This is a genomic window from Xenorhabdus mauleonii, from assembly GCF_900113945.1.
Taxonomy (GTDB): Bacteria; Pseudomonadota; Gammaproteobacteria; order Enterobacterales; family Enterobacteriaceae; genus Xenorhabdus; species Xenorhabdus mauleonii.
Map to the genome: position 1 here is coordinate 51,891 of NZ_FORG01000013.1, position 23,572 is coordinate 75,462.

General features: G+C 40.6%; 8 protein-coding genes. All 8 read left to right on the top strand.

The features are described from left to right. Positions 1-8 precede the first annotated feature (8 nt). The 8 genes from BM100_RS13215 to BM100_RS13250 all read left to right on the top strand — a co-directional run bounded on the left by BM100_RS13215 (position 9) and on the right by BM100_RS13250 (position 23,540). A complete protein-coding gene (locus BM100_RS13215) occupies positions 9-266 on the top strand; it encodes an acyl carrier protein (RefSeq protein ID WP_092511684.1) in 258 nt (85 codons plus the stop codon). Between the two features lie 7 nt (positions 267-273). Beyond that, positions 274-1,425: an acyl-CoA dehydrogenase family protein gene (locus BM100_RS13220; protein ID WP_092511686.1), complete on the top strand. Its 1,152-nt coding sequence runs from the start codon at positions 274-276 to the stop codon at positions 1,423-1,425. Between the two features lie 393 nt (positions 1,426-1,818). After that, positions 1,819-12,117 (top strand): type I polyketide synthase, encoded by a 10,299-nt coding sequence (locus BM100_RS13225; protein WP_092511688.1) that lies wholly within the window; start codon positions 1,819-1,821, stop codon positions 12,115-12,117. A 222-nt stretch (positions 12,118-12,339) separates the two neighbouring features. After that, entirely contained in the window at positions 12,340-13,794 is a 1,455-nt protein-coding gene (locus BM100_RS13230) for a serine hydrolase (protein ID WP_092511690.1), read from the top strand. Positions 13,795-13,932: 138 nt separating this feature from the next. Continuing rightward, entirely contained in the window at positions 13,933-19,716 is a 5,784-nt protein-coding gene (locus BM100_RS13235; RefSeq protein ID WP_092511692.1) for a type I polyketide synthase, read from the top strand. A gap of 130 nt (positions 19,717-19,846) precedes the next feature. Continuing rightward, positions 19,847-20,578: a thioesterase II family protein gene (locus BM100_RS13240; RefSeq protein WP_092511694.1), complete on the top strand. Its 732-nt coding sequence runs from the start codon at positions 19,847-19,849 to the stop codon at positions 20,576-20,578. Between the two features lie 8 nt (positions 20,579-20,586). Then, a complete protein-coding gene (locus tag BM100_RS13245; RefSeq protein WP_092511696.1) occupies positions 20,587-20,910 on the top strand; it encodes a darcynin family protein in 324 nt (107 codons plus the stop codon). 56 nt (positions 20,911-20,966) lie between these two features. After that, the gene (locus BM100_RS13250; protein ID WP_092511698.1) at positions 20,967-23,540 is read left to right on the top strand and encodes a non-ribosomal peptide synthetase; all 2,574 of its coding nucleotides are present in this window, start codon (positions 20,967-20,969) and stop codon (positions 23,538-23,540) included. The last annotated feature ends 32 nt before the right edge of the window (positions 23,541-23,572 follow it).

Genomic DNA, 23,572 nt, shown 5'->3' on the forward strand with positions numbered 1-23,572 from the left:
ATATGCTAATGAAAGATCTGGAAACTATCGCCAAAGACATACGTGAATTTATTGAAAACAATATCTCTGTATTTGATGATGATGTTGAATTACTGGATGACACCAATATATTTACCAGTGGTTTAGTCAATTCGCTTTTTGCTATGCGTTTGCTTTGTTTTATTGAAGAGAAATGCGCACTCACCATCCCTGATGAGTACATAGAGCGCGATAATTTTGTTTCAATAAATGCAATGCTGGATCTTATTAATAAAATCAGAGGCTAAGATTCACATGGAGCGATATGAAATGCATCCTTTGGTGGATGTTGCAAAAAATTTTTCAGATAACATATTAAGGCCATCCGCAGGTTTGATTGACACTCAAGGTAAAGTGCCTGATGAAATTATGGCGGAAATGGCAACGCTGGGTTTATTGGGCGCCATTTTTCCAAAAGAATATGGTGGTCAGGGCATAGATCCCCTGTCTTATGGTTATTTGACTGAAGAAATAGGCAAGGGGTGTAATTCGACACGTGCGCTGTTGACGGTACACACCAGTTTAGTGGGTGAAACGCTAGTAAAACTGGGCAGCCAGACGCAAAAAGAAAAGTACCTGCCTGCAATGGCAAAAGGGGAAAAAATAGCCTGCTTCGCCTTATCAGAACCTGAGGCCGGTTCTGATGCCAACGCCATTAAAACACGGTATGAAGTGACAGAAAATGGCTTCAGAATCAATGGCAACAAGAAATGGATCACCTATTCAGGCATTGCTGACTTATTCCTTGTTTTTGCCAAGTGTGAAGAAAAAGTGAGTGCGTTTATCGTCGAGTTCGGGGTTGATGGATTAACGAGAAAGCCGATGCCCGGTTTAATGGCAAGCCGTGGCGCTTATTTATCGGAACTGAATTTTGATAATGTCGAAATACCCCAAGAGAATTTAATCGGGCGCGAGGGAGAAGGTTTCAGCTTTGTTGCAAATACCGCGCTTTATTTTGGGCGTTACAGCATTGCCTGGGCGGGGGTGGCGATTGCCCATGCAGCAATGGAAGAAATGGTGACCTATGCCCGTAAAAGAAAACAGTTCGGCCAGAAAATTGCCCAGCATCAATTGATTCAGGGGATTATTGCGGATTCTGCGACCGCTTTTTATGCCGCCAAAGCTGCCTGTGAAAAGATCGGGCACATGAGGAATCAAGGCGATCACAATGCCATTATGGAAACCAATATCGCCAAATATAATAGTTCTGCTGTCGCTATGCTGGTCACCAATAACGCGGTGCAAGTGCTTGGCGGAAATGGGTTAATCAATAAATACCCGGTAGAAAGATTATATCGTGAAGCCAAAGTCTTGGAGATTATCGAAGGAACAAATCAAATTCAACAAATGCTGATATCACAGCATGCCTTGCGTGGCTTTTATAGGAAAGGCTCGGTTATCGAATAATACCGTTCAAAATACACATCCATACATTTCATCTTTCAAACTGCCTCTTTATTGGTTGCGCTCGTTCACCCCGGCCACATAGTTAGTTTTGTGGCCGGGGATGATGATACGTTGCTTCCTGAAACTTGGAGTTAATAGGGTATATATATCAGAGATTCCCAAAAATTAAATGATTAGAGAGATAAATCAATTTGGAAAAATCTGAATACTGAAATTCATTATGAATTTTAAGTTTTGAGTCAAATATACCCGTCGTACTTCAAGATGCATTTATGTTCTCCCTGCAATTTGAAGTTAATTGCGTATATATAATTCTCTATTTAATGGGAATTATTAATTATTTAAATTGAAAATGATCTTTTCATTATCAAATAATTATATTAAAGGTTAATTATGGTAAACAATGTCACTGGTCTTGAAGTTGCTATAGTTGGAATGGCTGGTCAATTCCCTGGCGCAGACAATGTGCATGATTTTTGGAAAATGCTCTGTGATGGAAAAGAAGGTATTAGCCGATTTACTCAAGAAACATTAGAAAATAATGGGATATCGCCTGAAGAGTATTTAAACGAAGATTATGTTCCTGCTAAAGGTATCATCAACAAACCCTACCATTTTGCAGCCGATTATTTTGCAATTAATCATCCGGATGCAGAAAAAATGGATCCTCAAACCCGCTTGATGATTGAAACTTGTTGGCAGGCGCTTAACCATGCCGGTATTGATGCCAAAGACTATCCGGGGGAAATTGGTGTTTATGCAGGAGCAGGTAATCAGTGGTCGTGGTTTAAAACATTAAACACTGAATTTAACTCTTCTGCCGAGCAATTCCATGTTGCAACATTAAATGATTCTGCATTTTGTTCGCGTATTTCCTATTTACTGAATTTACGTGGCCCGTCCGTGACGATACAAACGGCCTGTTCAACCTCACTGGTGGCGGTGCATACAGCCTGTCAGGCCTTGCAAGCCGGAGAATGTGATATTGCTTTGGCCGGCGGCGTCAACGTAACGCACCCGCATCAAGCCGGATACATGTATCAGGAAGGGATGATAAATAGCATTGACGGCAAGACACGGGTATTTGATGAGCAGGCGGGGGGAACGGTATTCAGTAATGGGGTTGGTGTTGTTGCCCTGAAAAGATTGGCGGATGCGATTGAAGACAACGACAGAATTTATGCCGTGATTAAAGGCAGTGCCATTAACAACGACGGTAATGACAAAATCAGTTTTACCGCCCCCAGCGCCTTAGGGCAAGAAAAGGTTATTCGGGCGGCATTGGATGTCTCGGAAGTTGATCCGGCCAGTATTAGTTATATAGAAACGCACGGAACAGGAACGGTATTGGGTGATCCGATTGAAATTGCCGCGCTGAATGCCATTTTTCACGGGCAGCAATCTTGCGCCATTGGCTCGGTTAAATCCAATGTCGGGCACTGTGATACCGCCGCAGGGGTAATATCACTGATAAAGCTGTCATTGTGTATTTATTTCAAGACACTCGTGCCATCCATTCATTTTAAAAAAGCCAATAAAAAATTAGCACTGGAAAAAACACCTTTTCATGTTAATACGCAAACAAAATCTTGGGTCACCAAAAACAATGCGCCAATCTATGCCGGCGTCAGTGCTTTTGGTGTTGGCGGAACGAATGCCCATCTCGTTTTACAAGAATTTTCGGAGAGAACGGAATCGGCATCAACAGAACATCTGAATTATCAAGAATTGCCCAATCGAATTGAATTTAAGCCTTCAATAAAAAAAGAGATGCCTGCTGCTTTTAATGAAAAGCAACACAATGAAGAACAAGATAATGAAGAGCAAGAAGTGTCAGTCGATTTTGCAGAGAAAATAGATATCAATGTTATTTTGAAAGAGATGTTGAATGTATTAACAACGTATTTCCCAAATAAAAGTATTTCCAAAGATGATAATTTCTTTGATGCTGGTGCCAGCTCGTTAGATATTGTTCAGTTACACGAAAAAATAAATTCGCATTATGCAATTAAATTATCAATTAATGATTGGTATCGTTATACCACCTGCCAGAAAATTGCTGAGAAAATATACGAGGCCATCAATGAAACACCACGAAAAACGCCTCGTGAATTGAAAAAAGCAGTCAATGGAAAAACATCAGATAGTGTAAAAGCGTCAGGCCGTATAAAAACAAGCCATCATGATTATCCTGAAAATGCCATTGCGGTTGTTGGCATAAGCGGCCGTTTCCCCGGCAGCCATAATGCACGGGAATATTGGAAAAATATCTTGTCCGGCAAAGAAGGTATCTCTTTCTTTACCGATGATGAATTGATTGATGCGGGAATTCCGGAATATATTTTCAAAAATAAGCATTATGTCAGAGCAAAAGGCATTGTTGAAAATGCCTTGGATTTTGATAAAACCGCATTTGGTTACACCATGCGTGAAGCGCAATATATGGACCCACAATTCCGTTTATTGCATGAAATAACGTGGGAAGCATTGGACGACGCAGGATATGGTAATCCAAGGTATCGCCCGATAACGGGCCTGTTTGCTTCTTCTGGCTCTAATTATGAATGGTTAGATCGGGTGAAGGAGGAAGTCAAAGATACAACAGAACAGTTCAGTATCGGGCTGTTAAATGACCGTGAATTCCTCACAACCCGAATCGCTTATAAATTGAACCTTACTGGGCCAGCCGTGACCGTTCAGAGTGCCTGTTCCAGTTCTGCGCTGGCTATCACGCTCGCCTGCCAAAGTCTGCGGGTTAATCAATGTGATTTAGCGTTGGCGGGGGGCGTTTCCATTACTGTTCCCGTGAAAAATGGCTACATGTATGTCAATGGCATGGTGAATAGCGCAGATGGGCATTGTAAGCCATTTTCAGAGGATGCCAGCGGGACAGTGTTCAGTGATGGCATTGGCATGGTTGCCTTAAAAAGATTGGAAGATGCGATCGACAGCAACGATCACATCTATGGCGTGATTGCTGGCTATGGCGTCAATAATGATGGTTATGAAAAAGCCGGTTTTACCGCGCCAAGCGCCAATGGGCAAGCGGCCTGCATTAAACAATCTCTGGAAATGGCCGGTATTTCTGCCAACGATGTCGGCTATTTGGAAGCGCATGGTACAGCGACCTTGGTAGGCGATGATATTGAGCTGGAAGGGATCAAAAGTGCGTTAAGCGTTACAGACGATAATCCCACTATTTGCCGCATTGGCAGTGTTAAATCAAATCTCGGTCACACCGACAGTGCCGCGGGCGTTGCTGGTTTCATCAAGACATTATTGGCAGTGAAGCATAAGCAGATCCCGCCAACTTGCCATACTGAAAAAGAAGATCATGCGTTGCTGGAAGGAACACGATTCCGCTTAATTCATACGGCAACTGATTGGGGCAAGCATAACGCGATCAGAACAGCAGGCTTGAGTTCATTTGGCATTGGGGGAACCAATGTCCATATCACGATCCAATCGATCTTAGATAACATCAGTCACGAACAAGATCGCCCAGAACTGATCACACTCTCAAGCAAAAGCAGAGAAGGATTGATTAAGACGGCAGAAACATTAGGCCATTTTCTAGATGAAGAGCCACATACCACCGCGCTTTCTGATATTGCTTACACTCTCCAAATTGGGCGAGGAGAGCATGAATATCGCACATCGTTTGTGGCAGACAATGTAGAAGGGCTAAAAAATGCCTTATTGAAAGTCAAAGAGACAAGCAAAATCGCTGAAATTTCCCCTGATCAAACATCGGGTATTGTATTTATGTTCCCGGGTCAGGGGGCGCAATATATCAATATGGCGAGGGATTTATACAATGAATTAGGGGTGTTCAGAAAGGTTCTTGATGAGTGCCATGAATTTCTTTTCGAGAGATTCGGCATGAATTTACTGGCATTGCTCTATGATGAAAACCATCCAGACAGTGCAGAAAAACTCCGCAATACACAATTTACCCAGCCCATTATTTTTGCCATCTCTTATGCCCTGGGCAAGAGTCTGGAAACGTTAGGCATAGAAGCCAAGGCGATGATTGGTCATAGCATCGGTGAATATGTGGCTGCTGCAATGTCAGGGGTTATGACATTGGATGAGGCGTTAGAGCTTGTCGCTGTCAGAGGTCTTATCATGCAGGAATGCAAACCGGGAGCGATGCTGAGTGTTTCTGCCGGCAGGGAAGAGGTTGAGCCTTATTTAACGGATGAAGTGACCTTGGCAACGGTGAATTCATCAACGGCCTGCGTTATCGCGGGGCCGCAAGATGAAGTTGAAAAAGTTCAGCTTTCGTTGGCAGATAAAAATTATCGTACCCGATTATTGGAAACCTCCCATGCGTTTCATACAGCAATGATGAAACCGGCGGTCGGAAAATTTAAAGAAGCGCTGAGGAAGATAAAATGGAAGAAACCCAATAAAGCCTATATCTCCAATGTCACGGGTCAATGGATCACGGCAGAACAAGCAAATTCCATTGATTATTGGGTTGCCCATTTGTGCGAAACCGTTGAATTCCACCAAGGGATTATGACGTGTTTAGATAAGCCGGAGTTGAATACGTTTATCGAAGTCGGGCCGGGCAGAACACTGTCGACTTTTGTTAAGCAAGTTATTGGAGCAAATACCGATATCTCTGTTATTAATGTGATGCGACATCCATTGGAAGAGGAAAATGATCGGGCATATTTATTAAAATTACTGAGTCAGCTTTGGATGAAGGGTTACGCCATCAATTGGCCAATCATTTATCAAGATGCCAATCCAAGAAGGATCAGCCTGCCCGGCTATCAGTTTATCTCAGAAAAAATGGGCCCCGGGAATTTACAGGCCAGCTCAAATCATGCGGAAAAAATAACTGAGACTCGGATACAAAAAAATAATATTTCAGACTGGTTGTATGGTGAAACATGGCAGGATGCGCGCTTACCCGATAAATCTAACCAATCTGAAGTAAAAACCGCCTTGTGCTTTGTTCCAAGTATGGAATGGTGCGAGCCGCTTGCCCGTCATCTGAATGTTGATGAAAAATCAATAAAGTTTGTGTTATCAGGTGATGATTACACTTCTGTGAATAATGTGATTACATTGGCCGCAGGTGAAGCCAGCCATTTCGAAAAACTCTTCCATGAATTAAAAGAAAATCAGCTACAACCTGATTCGGTGATATTTGCCTGGCCTTTATCGGGCCATCGGGATTTGAAAAATACTTGGTTTTCTGCCATTACGTTGCTTCAGGCATGGGCAGCCGTAGGGAATATGGGGGATTTCCGGTTATTGTTGGTGAATACAGAACAACCCGAATCCGGAATGCTCAAAGGGTTGGTCAAAGTCATTACTCAAGAAGTCGGTAAATGCCATCCCAGATTAGTTCAAATCAATACAACAGAATCGATTGAAAGTACCTGTGAGATATTAACTGAAGAATTACTGGCAACAGATAAGCGTTTTATCGTTTGCCGGACAGAGGGGCGTTGTTCTCAACAAGCCTATGAACGGCTTTATGTGGAGCCACAGAAGAAGGATTCGCTCCTGAAACAGCGGGGCACTTACCTGATTACCGGCGGGCTGGGTGATTTAGGTTTGCTGTTTGCAGAATATCTTTTGAAAGAATATCAGGCAACGGTGATTCTGTCTGGTCGCCGGGAATTACCCGACAGGTATGAGTGGCAGCAGGCAGCCCAAGCAGATTTATCGACCACCGGCCTGTTGCAGCAACTGAATAAACTTGCCGATCTTGGCAAAGGCAATGTGGTTTATTATTCGGCGAATGTGGCCGATAAATCCGCCATGCAGCGTTTATTGCAGACGATAGATAAGCAACATGGCGCATTGAATGGCATCATCTGTGCGGCGGGTGTGACGGAAGGCGATTCGTTTCAGGGCATTAACCGGATAACGCTGGATGCTTGTTCGCCACAAATAGAAACGAAAGTTGAAGCCTATAAAATTCTGGCAGAATTAACAGAAAATCAGCCACTGGATTTTTGCCTGCTTTGTTCTTCAATCGCTTCCATGCTGGGGGGCTTAAGTTTTTCTGCCTATAGCTCTGTCAGTGCATTTGCTGATGAGTTTGCAAAGCAACAAAACCAGAAAGGCAACCCCTGGATTAGTATTAACTGGGATGGCTGGGTGTTTGAACGCAATGATTCTGGTGATGCTCTGGGTTCCTCATTGAGCCAGCTTTTAATTGAACCGGATGAAGGCATTCAAATTCTGGAACGTGTTTTACAATCACCATTGCGAGGGCAAATTATTGTCTCCACCGGTGATTTGAATCAACGCTTTGAACAATGGGTTGGTTCTCATTTAAAACCCTTTGATATTAATAAAAACAGTCAATCTCAAAGCAAAACAATTTCCAAAGATCAGATCACAGAAACCATCGTTTCAATTTGGAAAGATTTCTTAAAAATCAACCAGATTAACAGTGAAGATAACTTCTTCGAATTAGGGGCAAATTCGCTGGATTTGGTGCAGGTTAATAAAAGATTAACCGATGCCTTAGATATTGATATCTCTGTTGTGGATATGTTCAGTTATCCCACCTCCGCGTTATTGGCTGATTACATAACGAGTCAATATGGAATAGTCAGCACAACTGATAGCCAGCCTGATACAAGCCATCATAATGATGAACGTGATGTTGTAGCAGAATACGCGGTTAAACCGGATACGGTTCTTGATAATCATATTGCGATTGTCGGAATGGCCGGAAAATTCCCGGGTGCCGAAGATATTTATGCGTTTTGGGATAATTTGTGCTACGGCAAAGAATCAATCAGCATACTGAGCAAGGAAGAATTAATTGAATCAGGCATTGATGCCGATTTATTAGATGATCCGAATTATGTTCGTGCCAAAGGCATCATGCCGCATTCCGGTGAGTTCGATGCTGAATTCTTTGGTTATACACCCCATGAAGCACGGCAAATGGATCCACAGGTTCGGGCAATGCACATTTGCTGTTGGCAGGCATTGCAGGACGCGGGGATCTCGCCCAAAAACAACAAGCTGAAAATTGGTTTATATACTGCGGCGTCAGGCAATCTGCCGTGGCTGGCACAGGCAATGGCAACGGCTGAAGGCAGCGCCGGCCAATACAGTGCGATGGTTGTGGCAGACAAAGATTATATGTCGACCAGTGTGTCATATAAATTAAATTTGTCCGGGCCAAGTATGGTCATTTCAACGGCTTGTTCTTCATCGCTGGTTGCTGTGAACGAAGCAATTAAATCATTGCGCACGGGTGAATGTGATGTTGCAATGGCTGGTGGTGTTTCAATTACGTTGCCAATTAAAGCCGGATATTTATTTGAAGAAGGCATGATTTATTCCAAAGATGGAAAATGCCGGCCATTTGATATTCAGGCTAACGGAACAGTATTTAGTGATGGCGTTGGCGTCGTCGTTCTGAAACCACTGAAACAAGCGATAGCAGACAAAGATGATATTTATGCCACTATTATCGGCTGCGGCATTAATAATGACGGTGGCATGAAAGTAGGTTATACCGCGCCCAGTACAAAAGGTCAGGTTGACGTTATTCAGGCCGCATTGCGGGATGCCAATGTTTCATCAGAATCGATACATTTTGTAGAAGCACACGGCACAGGCACGAATTTGGGTGATCCCATTGAATTTAATGCGCTGAAACAAGCGTTTTCAACGGATAAAAAGAATTATTGCAGAATCGGCAGTGTGAAGTCGAATATCGGCCATCTCAATTTCGCTTCTGGGGTTGCAGGGCTGATCAAAGCGGCTTTGTCTATCAAGAATAAAGTATTGCCGCCAACGCTGCATTTTGCCCGTCCCAATAAAGAAATGGATATTGCGAATAGTCCATTTATGGTGAATAACCAATATACGGAACTGCATGGCAATAAATACCCGATTAGGGCGGGTGTCAGCTCCTTTGGTCTTGGCGGCACGAACGTGCATATTGTGCTGGAAGAGTATCGGGTTGACCAAAATAAATTATCCGGACAAAAGGCAACTAATCGCTTGCCATTGATTTTATCGGCACCGGACGAAAAATCATTGCAGTCATATAAGAAACAGCTAAAGCAGTTTATTCAAAGTGATAACCAAACACTGAATATCAGTGACGTAGCTTACAGCTTGATGCAAAGAGAGCCAATGGCTTCACAATTTATTGCTGTCGTGAACAACCGTGAAGAATTGATCCACGCGCTCTCTTCAACAGAAAAAGACAATATCAAACTGTCACGCGGAATTAAGCGGAAAGTAGTGTTTTTGTTCCCCGGCCAAGGTTCGCAATATATCGCTATGGGGCAAGATCTCTATAAAAATAATGTCTTGTTCAGGCAGTGGTGTGATAAAGGGTTCGTGATTGCAAAAGAATATTGCACAACGGATTTGAAAGCGTTGCTGATTAATGATTCTCAAGAGCATTCTATTTACGAAACTGAAATTGTTCAGCCATTATTGTTCATTATTGAATATGCCTTGGCACAGGTTCTGAAATCTTATGATATTACACCTGATGTCATGATAGGTCATAGTTTGGGAGAATATGTAGCCGCCACACTCGCCGGTGTATTCTCATACGCAGAAGCAGTTAAGATTATCTGTATTCGTGGCAGATACATGCAATCGACAGAAACGGCGGCGATGCTCTCTGTCATGGCTTCTTCAGATAAAGTAAGGGAAATCTTACCGGAAGGTCTTGATATTGCCTTGGATAACAGCAGTGAAATTTGTGTTGTTGCGGGATCAGATGAGGCAATGATCCAATTCGAAGAAATCTGCCGTACAGAATCTATCAAAGCAAAACGTCTGGAAATTAAAAGAGCTTTCCATACGCGTTATATGGACTCTATTTTGAAAGACTATGGTCAGGCGCTTAAAGAGATCACACTCAATAAACCTCAAATTGGTTTTATATCAAATGTGACAGGCGAATGGGTGGATAACAAACGCGTGATAGAAAGTGATTATTGGGTGGAGCATATTCGTCAGCCTGTCCGTTTCAAACAATCCATTGCGACAGCCTTAGAAAATGAACATTGTTTGTTTATTGAAGTGGGGCCGGGCAATGGGCTTTCGACGCTAGTGCAAAATCATTCCGGCTATAATGCCAACCACGCCTGTCTTGCTTGGCAGAGTCACAAAACCAAAGGGATGAGCCACCATCATGAACTGATAGAAAAATTAGCCATGATCTCTTTATATGGTGTCCGTGTGAATTGGCAGCAGGAGCTGGATGAACAGCAACCCGAATTAATTCATTTGCCACCCACGCCAATCCGCGGAAAAGAGTATCCGACCGATATCAAACGATTGCAGGCATTATTTTCTGGTAATTCGTCGGGTATTGTCGAACAGGTTGAGAAAGCGGAAAAAATAAATACTCACCAGGCCGATCGGGAAAGAGCGCAGCACAGCGTGATTGATCAATTAAGCGCTATTTGGAAGCTCATTCTGGGTATTGAACATATCGACAGCAGCGATGATTTTATTTCTCTGGGGGGCAGTTCTCTTTCTGCCGTACAAGTGATTGCAAAAGCGAAGGAGATAAATTTACCGATTAACATCAATATGTTGTTATCAGGTAAAACACTGCTGGAAATCAATCAATTATTGGGCAATGAGAATAACGTTGAATATAAGACAACACGTTGGACATTCAATGAAAAATTTTCGCCTGAATTATATCCAGAGTATGCAAGCTGTCTGTATTCCGCCGTCAGAGAAAAATTGAAATATGAGCACCAATTAGACTGTAGTGATGCGCTTATGTTGGTTTCAGACGGTAGCCCGTTATTCGGCATAACATTACAGCAGCGTGAAAATGAAATTCAATTATCGCATCAGGAGGTTAATTTTGGCAGCCAGCTTGGCTGGCCTGCTTTAGACGAGAGTTATTCTTTCTCTTATGCCAAGAAATTCTTTGATGATTATGAATCCTATCGTAATTACTGTGAAAAAGAGTTATCCCTTGGGCATGTTGTCATTGTAGCAGGAAGTGATTACTACTTACCTTTCTCACCTTCATACGGCTTATCAGAGGCGGAATACATAGCAAGGCCGCTATTTCAGGATATCGTTTTGGATGATGAGGTCATTCCACACACGTTTGTATTGGTTGGAAAGACAGAATTGGGTTATCAAGTCTACGACGGCAGCTTCCAATACTTTGGCGAAATTACCGAACAGGAATTTGCACAAACAGTGATTGGGTTCAAGGGATTGGATTTTATGCAATCACATGAAGTCTATAAGAAATCCCGTCCCTATTTGGTGATTACCGTAAATTGTGTTGGTGATTTTCCTGATAGCAAAGAACAACAAAAAATCATTTTGCAGAACCTGACTCATGATTTCAGAAAAGAGGAAGAGATTACATACAATGAAAATGAGTTTTCTTGTTATATAGGGTTGGCTGCAATCGAAAAACTCATTGCAATGCCCGCATTGTTAACGAATAGTACAGTGACTGATTTGGAAAAAATGTTTGTGCGCTGGCGTGATCAAATGTCTTCATTAAAGAGATTCCTGATTATGGCCAAGCCAGAAAGTGCCAGTCAGCTTGAAAATTCATTCTCTGTCATCCAAGAGAAAATGGAAGAGCTGATAGTATCGTGTGCAGCTCATGATAATGGCGGTGATAACGTCAGTCGCTTAATTCAACTTAAGTCTGAATTGGAACATGTTATTAAGATTATTTCAGAATAAACTTTCTGACACTTGAACGTTCAGATTTCATCTTCACTAAATAAATTCATTCCAGTCATATAGCCTATACGCGTCGTACTTCAAGGTGCATGTATTATCATCCTGCGACGCGGGATGATAATACGTTGCTTCCTGAAACTTGGAGTTAATCGGGTATATAACTATGTGACTGTGAATGAATGCGCAATAAATTTCATCATTGAATATTAGGAGTGTTGTTGGATGAGAATAAGATTGCTTCTTGCATTTTTTAGTCTTTTATTCATGACAATGTCTTTTGCTAAAAATGACTCAACGGATCATGCTGAACTAAAGAAACAACTGCTTGAATATATGGAAGTGGGTAAAATTCCGGGGCTGTCACTGGTATTTATTGATCAACAAAATAACACTCATTTGATAACGTTGGGAAAGAAAAATGAAACCCCCGGAGAAATCATCAAACCGGAAACAATATTTGAATTGGGTTCGACAACTAAGGCATTTACTGGGTTGATAGCCGCAAAGTTTCTTGAAGACGGAATAATAAAACCAGATACAACCGTATCGTCTATCTTGCCGGAACTCTCATTTTATTATGAAGATAAGCCGATAGATGTGAGTTTTATTCAACTGTTGCATCACTCATCGGGGATTCCGTTTTCCAGTGTTGATTTTATTTATGGTGGCAATAGTGATGATTCATTAGGGCAGATGATAAAGAATATTGGGCGGATAAATCTTGAGGATAAGCCTGATACGCGTTATTCCTATGCCACCATTAATTATGATATTGCAGCCAGAATGATGGAAGTTGTTACACACCAACCTTATTCCAACTTATTGCAGGATTATGTGTTAACACCGATAAAAATGAGCGATACGTCCATTGATCCGGCGGTCAGCAATAAAGCAACCGGATACCAGATAAGTTATCTTGAACCTCGTCCTCATGATGCCCCTTTTTTCACTTCCAATATTCCTGCCGGATATATTCAGACAAACGCAACAGATATGGAGAAATGGCTGCGTTTCCTTATTGAAGATAATGACTCACAGTTAAGCCAATATAAGAAACGGAAGTTGGAGCCTAACACAAAATTATCGACCAATGAGGGCGAAAATGTTCATTATGCTCTGGGGTGGTTGATAAATAATGATAAGGTTTATCATACTGGAATGAATCCGGATTTCTCCAGTTTCGTTGGTTTCAATCGTGAATCTCACGTCGCTGTTGCTGTGATGGCGAATGTGAATAGTAATGTTCCATTTGCCATTGGCGAACAAATTCTGAAACAACTATCGTCAGGTGATAAGACCATAAAATTAACACCCGCTAATGATATTGAGCTGTTTGATACATTTGATCGTATATTTTTAATAGTGAGTGCCTTACTTTCCCTGTTCTTAATATGGATTGTATTTAGAGTTTATCGCAATATTGCGAAGAAAAACCAACAACTTCTTTCCGAAATAAAGAAATTCACTGTAATTGTTTTGGTCTTCTTTTGTCTATTTTTAATGCTGCTATGCTTTTCTTTTCCTTCCATTCTATTAAATATGTCTTGGAATTCATTGATCATCTGGATGCCAATGAGTTTTATATCAATGCTGGCAATATTAATGTCAACGTTAGTCATGAGTCTGATTAATCTGCTTGTTATATTTTCAAAGCATATCTCTTATGCAAAAAAATAGCGTTATTCCCTGTGAGAATGTTTTTAATACGGCACCTGTATTCTGGTAAATGGTTCCAAGAGTGTCTTTATCTCCGATTAAAATATTAAATTAGACATCGGTTATTTAACTTATCGATATAAATTAGGTTTTTAATATATGACGAATTCATTCGATATAGCCATAGTTGGAATGGCTTGTAATTTTCCTGATGCAACAACACCACAAATGTTTTGGCAAAACCTGATTGCAGGAAAAGAAAGTATAAGAAAATTTACGCATGAAGAATTAATCAAGAATGGTTACAAAGAGGAAGAGATCAATGATCCTAACTTTGTACCTGCTAAAGCCATACTCAAAGATTACAAGTCCTTTGACAATAACGTCTTTGGTTATCTCAAAGATGAAGTTGATAAAATGGATCCCCAATGTCGGCTATTGCATGAATGCTGCTGGCACGCCTTAGAAGATGCAGCTTATGTCCCCGGTGAAATGCAGGACAGGGTAGGTTTGTTCGCCGGAACCTCATTCAATTTACCGTGGATTTCTAATCAGTTAAAACAGACGCTGACTCCAGCTGAAATATTTGATGTTGTCAATTGGAGCCTCCCGGAATCGGTTATTACCCGCATAGCCTATCGATTGGGCCTCAATGGGCCTGTCATGTCCGTCCATACGGCATGCTCAACGTCGCTGGTTGCCATCCATACCGCTTGCCAGTCAATATTAAGCGGCGATTGCGATCTCGCTTTGGCGGGGGGCGTTTCCCTTTCATTGCCCCAGGAATCTGGTTATACGTACCAGAAGGGAATGATCCGTTCAGCAGACGGCCATTGCCGGCCATTTGATGCGGATTCAGGCGGTACTGTCGGCGGCAATGGCGTTGGGATTCTGCTGCTGAAGTTGCTTGATCGCGCTTTAGAGGATAATGATCACATCCATGCGATTATAAAAGGCACCTCAGTCAACAATGATGGGCAACGTAAAGTCGGCTACACGGCGCCAAGTATAGAAGGGCAAATTGAAGTTATTACCAATGCACAAATGCTGGCGGGTGTTGAACCTGAAGATATCAGCTACATAGAATGCCACGGGACTGCAACTGAAATAGGCGATCCCATTGAAGTCACGGCGTTGGCTCGTGTATTCCAGCATTCTCAGCAGACTTGTTGGCTAGGTGCGGTAAAAAGCAATATCGGCCATTTAGATGAAGCCGCAGGAATTGCGGGCGTCATTAAAACTGTTATGTCATTGAAGAATAAACAGTTGGCACCGACTCTGCACTACAAAAAACCGAATGATAAATTATATTTAGACGAAACTCCGTTTAAAGTTGTTGATCGTCCGATGGAATGGGCCGTTCCTGAAGGTAAACAGAGAATGGCAGGGGTCAGTTCGTTTGGTATTGGTGGCACGAATGCACATATTGTACTTGCCGAAGCTGACAGCCAAGAACATATGCCAGAGGATGAATCTCCCAATGTATTTTTAATCTCAGCCGAAACGCCTGCAGCGTTGCAGAATAATCAACAGAATTTGCTTAACGTGCTGAAAGATTCGAATTCGTACCGTTTAAAGGATGTTGCCTATGTTTTGCAGGAAGGGAGAAAACATTTCCGCTATCGCAAAGCATTTACTGGTTCAACATCCCAAGAACTCTGTACCGCGCTGGAAAGGGCAACAACCAATCCGGTAAAAGCAAAAGATGCAGAGCAGAGTATCGTGTTTATGTTCCCGGGCCAGGGAGCACAATATACAAACATGGCATTATCACTTTATGAAAACCATCCATCATTCCGTTCTAGAGTGGATGCCTGTTTACTTCTGGCTTCAGAATATCTTGGTGAATCACTCCGGGATAAGTGGTTTGAGAACGGTAATAATGATTACCTTAGCCAGACACAATATGCACAGCCCGCCATTTTCATTATCGAATATGCGCTTGCCCATTGCTTGATTGATAATGGAATAAAACCTTCGGTTCTTATTGGCTATAGCTTTGGGGAATTGGTTGCAGCAACCATTGCTGAAGTTTTCACCTTGGAAGATGCGCTAAAATTTGTCGTAAGGCGCGGGCAGCTTATGCAAAACCTGCCTACGGGTGCAATGCTGAGTATCCCGTTGCCTGCCGGAGAAGTATTGCCGCTTTGCCCTGAGCACATTGTTATTGCGATAGACAATAAAGATTCTTGTGTCGTTTCATCCGATGAAAAATCCATTGACGCTTTTTCTCAGATATTGAAGAAAAAACGTATTTTAACGACAGCCATAAAATCTAAACATGCCGCCCATTCCCCTGCAATGGCTGAAATAAATAAAGAGTTGTTGCAAATACTTTCTGGCTTTACGTTAAGCGCTCCGAAAACAGCCATTATGTCGTCTGTGACCGGCAAGGTTCTGTCTGAGGCAGAGGCAAAATCAATTCAATATTGGGCGGAACAAGCAGAAAGGACTGTGTGTTTTGTTCAGGGAATCGAAAATATTCTCCATAGCAGTAAGCATTATGTATTACTTGAAGTTGGTGTGGGAAGGGATCTTGTTAATCTGGTTCGCCGATATACATTACCGGAAAATGCCCAAGCCATTATTCAATTGCTGCCGGAAGATAATAAAGCTGCAACCCAACCTTATTTGTTCTGGTCTGGCTTAGGAAAAATATGGCAGCAAGGCGTTAAAGTCCAATGGGACAAAACACGCCCATCGCTGGATTATAAACGTATTTCCCTGCCAGGTTATGCGTTTGACAGAAGTATTTACTGGCCTGAAAACGCCAATTTCTTACACCTGTTTTCCGGTAATCATGAAAGCAACGAAACAGGTCAGAATTCGATTATTAAAAATGAAAATAGATCAGATTGGTTTTATCAATCAGTCTGGCAGCAAGATATTCTGAAATATTCGAAGCAAAATAAACATGCCAAAACCGCATTGTTATTCAAATTGGGCGAGCGTTCTGAGCAAAGCACTCTTTATGAACAAGAGTTAATTAATCATTACCCTAAACTTATGCAGGTTAGGGTTGATTCACAATGCAGATTTGAGGTTGGAATACCCAGTACTATTCGTGCTCTTCACGCAGACGATTATGAAAATCTATTCAAGTTTCTTAATAAGAATGAAGCTCCTGTTGAAGAGATTATCATCGATTGCACAGGGGGAAATCTGCTGGTTAATGAACAATTGGCTTCGATTCTCTATTTAATCAAATCACACCGCGCATTTTGTCATATCAATAAACTCACGAGTATCACTTTACTTGTTCAAAATGCACGTGAAGTTTGCAACGAGCCAGAGATTGATCCACGGGCTGCCGCGATATTGGCTGTCAGCACCGTTATTCGGCAAGAATTTCACGAAGTGGATTGCCGCGCAATAGACGTTGGCAATTTTGATGATTGCTCTGCCGAAATATTAATGCGCGAAATAGCGGCGGGTGGGAATAAAACGGTTATCTACAGAAATAATCGAAGATGGACTGAAACGTTTTTACCCTACAGCCCTTTTATTAAAGATAACCTTCCTGGCCTGAAAAAAGAGGGAGTATATTTACTCATTGGTGGGAGAGGATTTATCGGCCATACATTCTCTGAATATCTTGCAACAGAATATCATGCCCGCTTGGTCATTTCTTCACGGTCTGAATATGAGTATACCAATGATCAGAAATGGCAATCCGTAGCAGAAACTGCCGCTGACTTAGCATTTGTTCAGGTGGATGCAAGCGATCGTGTTGCAATGGAAAAACTGGTCAATGACATGATGTCCAAATATGGCGGTATTGATGGCATTTTCTATTTGGCGGGTTTAACCGATGATGCATCATTTAGGTCTATCAGTGAAACAGAGATGGAATATATTGACAGCCATCTGGTGCCAAAGCAAAAAGGGATAACGGTATTAGAACAGGTTTTAGAACCTATTGATTATGATTTTTGTTTGGTTATTTCTTCTTTAGCCCCGATTCTCGGTGGCGTCGGGTTTTATGCCTATGCAGCCGCCAGCGCTTATTTAGATGAGTTTGTGTTGCAACATAACAGGAAGAATCAGAAAACTTGGTCATTAATTAACTGGGATGGCTGGGAATTAGCTGAAAAAGATAAAATTAACGAAAAAGTGGGAAGCAGTTTATCACACTTGCTTGTGACGAGAAACGAAGGCATTTCTTTATTAGAAGATGTACTCAAATATCAGGAAAGGCAGGCTGTTGTCATTTCAACGGCAGATATCAATGCACGTATTGCCCAATGGTCAGCGCCTTCTATCCATGATAATGAAGCAGGGCCGCAGAATGAGGATTATTCCGCCAGGCCCGATTTAGATGTTGAGTATGTTGTGCCAAATAGTGAAATTGAAGAGAAATTAGTCTCAATTTGGCAAGATTTCTTAAGAATCAAACCTATTGGTTTAAAAGATGATTTCTTTGAGCTGGGCGGAAATTCACTTAAAGCAATCACATTATTATCACGCATTCACAAGAGCTGTAAGATAGATGTTTCATTAACACATTTCTTTAAAAACCCGACAATAGAGGATATTGCCATATTATGCGGCTCTCAGTCGGAATCAGAGTATCAAATAATATGCCCGGCAGCGGAACAAGAGCATTATCCATTATCTTCCGGCCAGCGCAGGCTTTATCTGCAACAGCTATTTAACAAAGATTCCGTTGCTTATAATGAAGTCGCTGCGTTTAATGTTATCGGCAAATTAGATAAAGATAAATTTAACAAAACGCTTCAATTATTATTCAAACGGCACGATTCACTGAGAACGTCATTTGTTTTATCTGACGGAGAGCCAAGACAAAAAATTAACAATGACATTGAATTAAATATCGATTATTTAAAACTCGATTCATCCAAGATGAATGATGATGAAATAAACGCTAAAGTTAATAGCTTGATTAAACCGTTTAATTTAAATGAACCACCTCTGATCAGAGTGACTTTGCTTGAAATCAGAGAAGAACAATATATATTCTTCTTGGATTTACACCATATTATTTCAGATGGATTGTCTCAAGATATTTTTGTCAGGGATTTTTTAAGTATTTATCAAGGTGAAGAGCTAACGCCTTTAGAAATACAATATAAAGATTATACTGTCTGGCAACAAGCAATGTTAAATGATAGCCGTATATTGAAGCAGAAAGAGTTTTGGTTATCAAATTTAAAAGATTTGCCTGAATTTAAATTACCGACAGATTATGCCCGAACAAATGAAGCAGGCAACACAGGCGGCTGGATAAACTTTGCTATTGGAAAGGAGTTGAGTGATCAACTTGATGCTTTGGCAGAACAGGAGAATATCACCAAATTCATGCTGTTCATTTCATCTTACGCTCTTTTATTGAAAGATATCTCCGGGCAGGGTGAGTTTGCAGTCGGCACGCCAATATTGGGACGGCCACAAAGTGAATTGCAAGATATTATCGGTATGTTTGTTAATTTGCTGCCGATCACCTTTAAATGTGAAAATGAATTATCATTTAATCATTTTGTTAAGAATGTTGCTGACACCACAATAATTTCATTTGAAAATGCTAATTTTCAGTTTGAGGATATGGTAAAAGAGCTGAATATCAAGCCACGATTAAACAGAACACCGATCTTCGATACGGTATTTTCCTATATGAATATTGGTATGGCTGATTTTATATTGCCTGAGGTTACATTCTCTCGTTATGAGGTTAATCAGAAAAATACCCGATTCGATATCACTTTCTTTGTGAAGGAAAATCCTGAGGGTTATGAATTCAATATTGAATACAAAAAGAATTTATTTAAAGAGGAAACGATAGCGTATTTTAAAAAGAGATATTTGATGTTGTTGAACAATATTGTTTCCCATCCGGATACAGCAATCAAACAGATATTGAATATAGGCCATGAGAAGCGTGAGAGTGAAAAGGCAGAGGGCGATTTATTTGATTTCAATTTCTAGCCATTGTCACGTCTCCATGAATATAACAATATTTTATTAAGCCACAGTAAAAATAACCCCCAGGATGAATACTTGCTATTCATCCTGGGGTAATAATGGCTGATAAATTCAAATAATATGGATTTCTAATATGTTAGATCAAATTCATTTAAATGAACCTGTCAATGCGAAATTAAGATTATATCTTTTTCATCACGCAGGGGGATCGCATATGCTCTATCGCGGATGGCAACGTGAATTGCCGGACTGGATAGAGTTTATTGCGATAGAGCTTCCAGGCAGGGGTTTAAGTTTTGGGAAAGCATGTCTGGAATCGATGGAAGAAATTATCGATAAATTATTGTCGACGATTAAAACTGATAAACCATTTGCGTTTTTTGGTCATAGTATGGGGGCATTGATTGCTTATGAGTTGACGCTGGAATTACAAGCACGTTGTATTCATCCATTATGGATAGGGTTATCTGCTTTTAAGCCTGCATACATGAAGAAGGCCGAGTTAGACACATATCATATGATGGAAGATAAGCCATTTTTGGATTATTTGAAAACATTGAGTGATATCAGTGAATTAGAGGAAGATAAACCTGCATTGCAAATGATGCTTGCCATAATCAGGGCGGATTTTAAAGTCATTGATAATTGTGACATGAGTGAATCTCAAATTGATGATAAAACAGCGGTGAGTCTGTTTTACAGTAAAGATGATCAAGAGATTAGCTATGAAATAATGAAAGGCTGGTCGAGATACATCTTAGGTTCGTGCACAATTTATGAACTTCCGGGGGATCATTTTTATCTACAAAAATATAAAAATGATGTCATCGACAAAATCACATTCGAATTAGATGAAATTATATAGGACATAAAATGAAATATGTCATTATTTGGACATTGGTATTTCATGATAAATGGAATGCTTTAACGAGACATGAACGGAAGAAATTGCAAAATACATCATTGCCTGAAATTCTGGAAAAATACCATTCAACCATTAGTTTAAGAACGATTGATACAGAAGGGTTTACGGCAGAGTTTCAAGATTTTGTGATTATAGAAACGGAAAATTTAAGTGATTATTACTGCATGTTGCAGGATATGAGAAACACCCTTGTTTTCTCTGAGAAATATTTATCTATATCTAAAGTTTTCATGGGGATTGAAAATGCCCATGAAATTTATCACGATAATTAATTTTAGTCAGTCTTATCGATAGAGTGAAAGAAATTAAATGATAGAGTGTTTATATTATGAATGTAAGAGATGAGCTAAATACAAACGTGGATAAAGTCTATTTTTGGAAGAAAGTCATTAATGGATATGAGCCATCAGAATTTGAAAAATCGTTGAGGTTCAATAATGAAGGCGTCAATATACAAAATATAGCACTTTCACATGAAGCATCAAAAAACCTCTTGTTTATGGCAAATAATTCAGATAAGCGATTAAGTCTTCTTCTTTTATCGTTGTTTGGGTTTGCCGAATCAGTGATGCAAAGAAGTAAGAACTCTTTAATTCTGACCACCAATTACATGGATGATGATGAGTGTTCAAAAATACTGTGTGTTCCGGCAAAGTATGAATCTGATCAAACTTTGGTCGGGCTTATAAAAACGGTATCTAAAAGTATCCATGATTTATTGCAGCATGGATTGGATTCCTTTCAGGATGTTTGTGCGCAATCTAAGTTTTTTACGTCTTGTGTTTTATTGAAAAATTGTCAGTCAGTGAATAAAGAAATTGATGATTTATCTGTTTCGCAATTACTTTTTGAACATGATAACGAAATAATTAGCTGTGAAATCCGTTCTCCTTATTCTGCCAGTTATTATCATGAACTGATGAAGATGGTAGAGCTATTGGTACAGCAGATTCGTTCTGAAAAGACGCTCAGTACCCTTAAATTAGCTGGGGAGTCGGGCCAATATACCGATCCATTGTCACCTAAGATTGAACATCATTTTACTATCCACTCTCTATTTGCGGAAAAAGCGAAAATACACCCTTTGCGTACCGCAATAACGGATGAAAGTTCGTCACTCAATTACAGCGAGCTAGATAAATTAAGTTCATTTTTTGCATCTCAGTTGTTAAGTCAGGGTATTAAACAATATGATGCGGTTGGCATTCATATGAACCGTTCATGTGCAGCCATTGCCGCTATGTTGGCAGTTCTGAAAATAGGTGCTAAATATTGCCCGTTTGATATCAATTGGCCGCTGGAACGAAAAAAATATGTTAAAGAAACCGCTGATATTCAGTATTTAATTGTTTCTGATGAAACGGTTTGTGAGCTGGAAAATTGTCAGAATGTTGTTTATGCGCCACTTGAGCTTAATACTGATATTGATGCCAGCGAAAAACGGCATATAACAGCAGAAGACTCAGCGTATATTATTTTTACTTCAGGTTCGACAGGAGCACCGAAAGGTGTGGAAGTTCCTCACTCGGCTGTAATCAATTTGGTTTTCGGGCTGCATGATCGGGTTTATCAACGTTATCAAGCTCAAACTCCTCTTAATGTCGCAATGATGTCTGCATTGAGTTTCGATGCCTCAGTACAACAGTTATATCCTGCGTTGTTGCTCGGTCACACTCTCCATATAGTACCGGAATCTGTCAGGCGAGATGGAAAAAGTGTCGTTGAGTTTTGGCGTAAAAGAGCCATCAATATTGCAGATTGTACTCCGACACATTTGCGTATGATCCACACGCAATTTGCTGAAAATGCAATTCATTTCACCGTGAATCACCTGATGATTGGTGGTGAATTGTTAGAAAAACACAACTGGCGCAACTTTGCCAAATGTTGGGCGTCGGTGCCTAACGCGTCCAATGCTTATGGCCCTACAGAGTGTTGTGTCCAGTCTGCTTCTTTTGAATTTGACGAGAATAGTGATATTCAAACATCCACGATCCCGATAGGTTTTCCTATGCCGGGAGAAGAGATTATATTGATTGACGATTGCTTAAGGCAGTTACCTCAAGGTGCCGTTGGTGAAATAGCCATTGCGGGAAATGGCCTGGCAAAAGGTTATATCAATAAACCAGCGTTGACAGCTGAAAAATTTATTATCATTGACGGTAAAAGATATTATAGAACAGGCGATCTCGCCCAATATTCTGGTGAAAATGGTTTAATCTATCTTGGCCGCAGCGATAGTCAGGTGAAAATTAATGGCTACCGGATTGAATTAGGCGAGATAGAAGCCATTACGCAAAAATTAGTTTATGAGCAACTGAATGAATCTGAACTGAATTCAGAGGCCGTGTGTGATGTTTTTGTCATGGTTAATTCTCAAGATTTAGATAATAAAATTCTGGTCGCCTATATTTATACCCATATTGCCTTTGATCAGAAAACGTTGAAAAATGCCTTGGCTAAACACCTGCCAAGTTACATGATCCCCAGTTATTTCATTAAGGTCGACGAATTTCCACAAAACAATAGCGGTAAAATTGATGTGTCAAAATTACCTGATCCCAGAAGTACAGTAAGAAATAGTGAGTTTAAACCTTGCAGCAGTGAAATTGAAGCCAATATATTATCTTTATGGGCTGATGTTTTAAAAACAAATCAAGAAAATATCAGTGTACATGACAATTTCTTTGATTTGGGTGGTTCTTCATACACGCTATTACAACTCAGTATTAAATTAAATGAGTTCTTTAATAAAGAAATTGAGGTTGTTGAGTTGTTCCAATATACAACGATAGAGCAACAAGCCAATTTCATCGAATCTTATGGGAATACAGAGGAAAATAATTCATTTGAGAATGAACAATCGGGACAACTTGATAAGGTGATAAGCCTGTTTAATTAGTCATCGTTGGCAATAAAAATAAAAGTCATGTT